The following is a 5031-nucleotide window of genomic DNA, read 5'->3' as shown; positions in this document are numbered from 1 at the left end:
ACTGGCGGTCTTCGCGCTTGCCGTTGTCGGACAGTGCGCGGGGCAGGTCGTCCTGGTTCTCTTCGAGCTTTTGCAGCAGGTCCGGGCTGATGGTGAGGCGGTCGCAGCCGGCCAGGGCCTGGATCTGGCCGATGTTGCGGAAGCTCGCGCCCATCACGACGGTCGGATAGCCGTGCAGCTTGAACCAGTCGTAGATGCGGCGCACCGACTGCACGCCAGGGTCTTCAGCCGGCGCATATACCTTCTTGTCGGTGTGCTCGACATACCAGTCGAAGATGCGGCCGACGAAGGGCGAGATCAGCGTGGCACCGGCTTCGGCGCAGGCGCGCGCCTGTTCGAAGCTGAAAAGCAGCGTCATGTTGCAGTTGATGCCTTTCTTTTCCAGGTACTCGGAGGCGCGGATGCCTTCCCAGGTAGAAGCCAGCTTGATGAAGATGCGGTCGTTCTTGATGCCGGCGTCGTTGTACATGCCGATCAGGCGCTCGGCCTTGGCAATGGAGGCGTCGGTATCGAAGGACAGGCGTGCGTCTACTTCGGTGGACACTCGACCGGGCACGATGTCCAGGATCTTCCGCCCGACCTGCACGGCCAGGTGGTCACTGGCATCGGTCAGCTGCTGCTGGCGGTCTTTCGATTTGCCCTTGGCCCAGGCCACGGCCTCGTCGATCAGCGGGGCGTAGCCGGCGTCACCGGCGGCCTTGAGCAGCAGCGAAGGATTGGTGGTGGCGTCCACCGGCTTCCACTTGCCGATCGCCTGGATATCGCCGGTATCGGAGACGACGGTGGTGATCTTGCGCAGCTGTTCGAGTTGGCTCGCCATGGGGGACATCCTTAGGGTTCGAAGGGGGCTATAACTGAACCAACATATGTACCAGACCGCTCGTTGCCAAGGTGTCGATGGCGGCTAGTAAAGATCCACCGGGTCGACATCCAGCGACCAGCGCACCTTGCGCGCCCCGGGGACGGCCGCCAGGCGGGCTGCCCATGTCTTGAGGAAGGCGTGAAGCTTGCCGCGCGTGGCAGCTTCCACCAGCAGCTGGCCCCGGTGGCGGCCGGCCCGCAGCGGCATGGGCGCAGGCATGGGACCTGCAACGCCCCAACCGGCCTCGGGCGGGATCGCGGCCAATGCGCCGGCCAGGAAGGCATCGACGGCGTCGCGGCCCAGCGCGTCCACGCGCAACAGCACCTGGCTGCCGAAGGGTGGCAGTTCCGTCAGCCGCCGTTCGTCCAGCAGCTGTGCCGCGACCGCGCCGTAACCAGACTGCAGCAGGGTGCGCAGCATCGGGTGGTCGGGATGGTGGGTCTGCAGGATCACCGTGCCCGGTTTGCGCGCGCGTCCGGCGCGCCCGGCCACCTGCACCACCAGTTGGGCGAGTCGTTCGTTGGCGCGGAAGTCCACGCTGTGCAGGCCTTCATCGACGCCGACGATGGCCACCAGCGTGAGGTTGGGCAGGTCGTGGCCCTTGGCCAGCATCTGCGTGCCGACGAGGATCGCCGGCTTTTCGTCGGCCAGCGAGCCGAGCAGTTCTTCGAAGGCGTCACGGCGGCGCGTGGTCTCGCGATCCACGCGCAGCACGGGGACATCGGGAAAGCGTGCGGTGAGCGCTTCTTCAAGCCGCTCGGTGCCCTGGCCCTGCGGTCGAAGCTCTTTGGTCCCGCAGTTCGGGCAGGCCTCCGGCAGGCGTTGTTCCCGGTTGCAGTGATGGCACACCAGCCGGCGGCGGCCGGCGTGCAGTGTCATCGGCCGTTCGCAGCGCGTGCAGTCGGCATGCCAGCCGCAGGCATGGCACAGCAACACCGGCGCATAGCCGCGGCGGTTGCGGAATACCAGGGCTTGCTCGCCACGCGCCAGGCACGCCGCCACCGCGTTGATCAAGGTTGGCGACAGGCCGTGGTCGAGCCGTTGCGTCCGCATGTCCACGATCTGAACGCGCGTGGGTTGGGCGGCGCCCGGCCGCACCCGCAGGCGCAGTTCGCGGTAGCGGCCTGCATCGACGTTGGCCAGGCTCTCCAGCGACGGCGTGCCCGAACCCAATACCACCGGCACGCCCAGCGCGCGGGCACGCACCAGGGCGAGGTCGCGCGCGTGGTAGCGGAAGCCTTCCTGCTGCTTGTAGGAACCATCGTGCTCTTCGTCCACCACGATCAGGCCAGCCTCGGGCAGCGGCGTGAACACCGCCGAGCGCGTGCCCAGCACCACGCGAGCGCTACCGTCGCGGGCGCGCAGCCAGGCACGGGCGCGGTCGCCTTCGGACAGGTTCGAATGCAGCACTTCCACCGCCACGCCCAGGCGGTCGCGCAGGCGCCGCACCGTCTGCGGCGCCAGGCCGATCTCCGGCACCAGCATGAGCGTCTGCCTGCCGGCGGCCAGCGCCTGTTCGATCAGGGCCAGGTAAACCTCGGTCTTGCCGCTGCCGGTGACACCATCAAGCAGGAAGGGCTGGAACTGGCCGAACGATTCGCCGATGGCCGACACCGCTGCGGCCTGTTCGGCGGTCAGCTGCGGCGCCGGCGCGCCACGTCGGGGAAGAATGGCGGCGGACCATTCGAGCTTCTCCACCAGGCCCGCCTCCAGCAGGCGCCGGCCGGCGTCGCGCCATTTGGGAACGAGCTCGTCAAGTTCATCGGCGGCGCGCGGGCCGTCGGCCAGTGCATCGAGCAGGCGCTGGCTGCCGCCCTTGCGCGTGCCGGCGGCGTGGACGTCGCGGCCGGCCATGGTGGTGGCCCAGGCTTCACGGCCCAGTGCCGGCAAGGGCCGCGGTTCGCGCAGGGCCAGGGGCAGTGCATTCACCAGCGCCTCGCCCGGTGCACCCAGCCAGTAATCGGCGGCCCAGTTCACGCTGGCCAGGAGTTCGGCATCGAGCAGCGGGGCGTCGTCCAGGAGTTCCAGGGCGGCTTTGAGTTTTCCGCCCGCGACCGTGGATTCGGCGGCCGGATCCACCACCACGCCCACCGCCTTGCCCTTGCCGAACGGCACCAGCACCCGTGCACCGGCCCGGGCCTGGCCGCGGGCGGGCGGCAGGTAATCGAACAGGGTGGGCAGGGGAACGGGCAGGGCAACGCGAAGGACGACAGGCATGGCCGGAAGTGTAGCGGGCGGCGTCGCAGGGTCTGCGACCGCCGGCGTGCGGGGGCTTCCCGGTCTGGATCATCACCTTGGGCAGCGATTGATCACCGTCATCGAGATGTCATCGCTAAGTCTCTATGGGTCGGGGGGTTTCAACCTTATCCACAACGTCTGTGGATAAGTCTGTGGATGGAGGAAGGCGAGAGGCTCTTTTTGCTCGGCGCGGGGCCCCGTGGGTCACCCTGACTACATTTTGATCACCCAAAAAAACTGTTTTTAATCAATCGGCTATAAATTCCTGCCTTGCAGTGTTCATGTTCTGGTCACCGTCCCGTCACGTCGGTTGACGCGCCGGGGCGTCTGTGCAAAACCCCGGCGGCGCGCTAATGCGAAAGACTGATCGCGGCCGCTATCAGCAGCGCCCAGAACAGCATCCACGCGTACCAGAACCCGGCAAAAAAATACTTCAGGAGGGTCTTGATCCAACCCTGCCGGTACACCCGTTTCTGGGTCAGCAACAGGTACACCGGCATCCACAGGAAGAGAGCGGCCTGCAGCCAGCCGGTGACGGTGTACGCCCAGACCGCATGGGGCTTGAGCAGGTTGCCCAGCATCGACAGCAATGCCACCAGCAGCACGGACAGGAACAGGAAGGCGTGGCTGTGCAGGGACACGATCATGTGTTCCATGTACAGGCGCCGGCGGAAGATATAGACGATCTTCAGCAGCAGGGCGAAGATCGGCAACAGCACCAGCATGGTTTGCGGAAGCACGCTGAAGAGGCCGGCGATGAACCGTTCCTTGGCGTCGGCGTCACCCTCCTTCATGGCGGCCAGGTTGGCTTTCACCCGCACCAGGCCCTGGTCCAGGCGGATGTTCACCAGCTTGGGCAGCCAGCCGATATGGAAGCGGCTGGATTCCTCAGGATGGCTGGGGTCGATCCGTTCGTCGGGGTGGTTGTGCTCGAAGGCGTTCAGCTCGGCCATGCGCCGGTTGGCCTCGTGCACGCGCTGCGCCGATTCACCGTCCAGTGCGGCGGTGTCCGCGCCAGGCTTATGGCGGGCGGCATCGATCTGGCCCTGGACGGCGTCCAGGCGCTTCTGCACGCCTTCCTCGCTGGTATCGCGGGCGAATTCTCCCGTATCGCCGCCATCCCACTTGGTGGTGATGTGGGCGCCATGCGCCTTGGGTTCGGCACTACTCCCCTGTCCGAAGCCGACCGCCAGGTGCACGGCGAAGAACGCCAGCAGGCAGAACACGAACATCAGGCGGAACGGCTGCACATAACGAACGCGCCGCCCGGCGAAGTACTCCAGGGTAAGGAAGCCGGGCTTCAGGAAGAGCGGCGGCAAGGTGTGCACGATGCGCTCGTCGACATGGAAGATCATGTCCAGGGTGTCTTCCACCATCGAGTGGATCGGCCGCAGCACGCTCTTCACCGACTGCCCGCAGGCATGGCAGAACGGGCCTTGCAGGGGCGCCTGGCAGTTGGCGCAATGCAATGCCGGTGCGTCTGCCGGTTCGTTTTCCGGCGCCGCCGGCGCGAGCTCGTTGCTGGACATCGTTCCCTCCCCGGGACGAAAGCTGGGCGGCGCGAATGATCGCACAGCCCGTCCTCCATCGGCTCGCGCCATCGGGCACCCTCGCTTTCGGCACGGGGGTCATGACTATCCGCCCTGACCCGGTTACCGCATCGCCCGTACAATGGCCGGCCCCGTTGTCGATTGCCCCTGTCATGGCTGTTCACACCATCGATCGCGCCCGCGTCCGCCGCGAAGCCGGGGCGACCGTGCGCCTGGCCCTGCCGTTGATCGTCGCGCAGTTGTCGGCGATGGCGCCCAATGCGATCGACGCCATCCTGGCCGGCCATTTCAGTGCGCACGTGCAGGCGGCGGTGGTCACCGGCACCAGTATCTGGGTGCTGGCCCTGGTGCTGGCCCTGGGCACCATGATGTCGGTGCCGC

3 protein-coding genes and 1 pseudogene are annotated in these 5031 nt (G+C 66.9%); 1 reads left to right on the top strand and 3 read right to left on the bottom strand.

Features of this window, described 5'->3' with window-relative positions; translation table 11 throughout:
* From tal to VK519_RS05210, 3 genes are all read right to left on the bottom strand, one after another.
* Positions 1 to 820 (bottom strand): transaldolase (gene tal / locus VK519_RS05220; RefSeq protein WP_324348073.1); only part of this gene is annotated, 820 nt, incomplete at its 3' end.
* 84 nt (positions 821 to 904) lie between these two features.
* Positions 905 to 3079, bottom strand: coding sequence for a primosomal protein N' (locus VK519_RS05215; protein WP_324348072.1), 2175 nt, complete (start codon positions 3077 to 3079; stop codon positions 905 to 907).
* Between the two features lie 371 nt (positions 3080 to 3450).
* Entirely contained in the window at positions 3451 to 4629 is a 1179-nt protein-coding gene (locus VK519_RS05210; protein ID WP_324348071.1) for a DUF3667 domain-containing protein, read from the bottom strand.
* A 173-nt stretch (positions 4630 to 4802) separates the two neighbouring features.
* On the opposite strand from VK519_RS05210, the pseudogene VK519_RS05205 reads away from it, so the two are divergent.
* A pseudogene (locus VK519_RS05205) lies at positions 4803 to 5031 on the top strand (MATE family efflux transporter); the annotation flags it as partial.

The organism is Pinirhizobacter sp., from assembly GCF_035317885.1.
Lineage (GTDB): Bacteria > Pseudomonadota > Gammaproteobacteria > Xanthomonadales > Rhodanobacteraceae > Pinirhizobacter.
This window is presented reverse-complemented; position numbering and strand designations above follow the sequence as displayed.

What these genes read in the sequence shown, in the direction of transcription:
- VK519_RS05215 (WP_324348072.1), bottom strand. Translation starts at nt 3,079, where the DNA reads ATGCCTGTCGTCCTTCGCGTTGCCCTGCCCGTTCCCCTGCCCACCCTG.
- VK519_RS05210 (WP_324348071.1), bottom strand. Translation starts at nt 4,629, where the DNA reads ATGTCCAGCAACGAGCTCGCGCCGGCGGCGCCGGAAAACGAACCGGCA.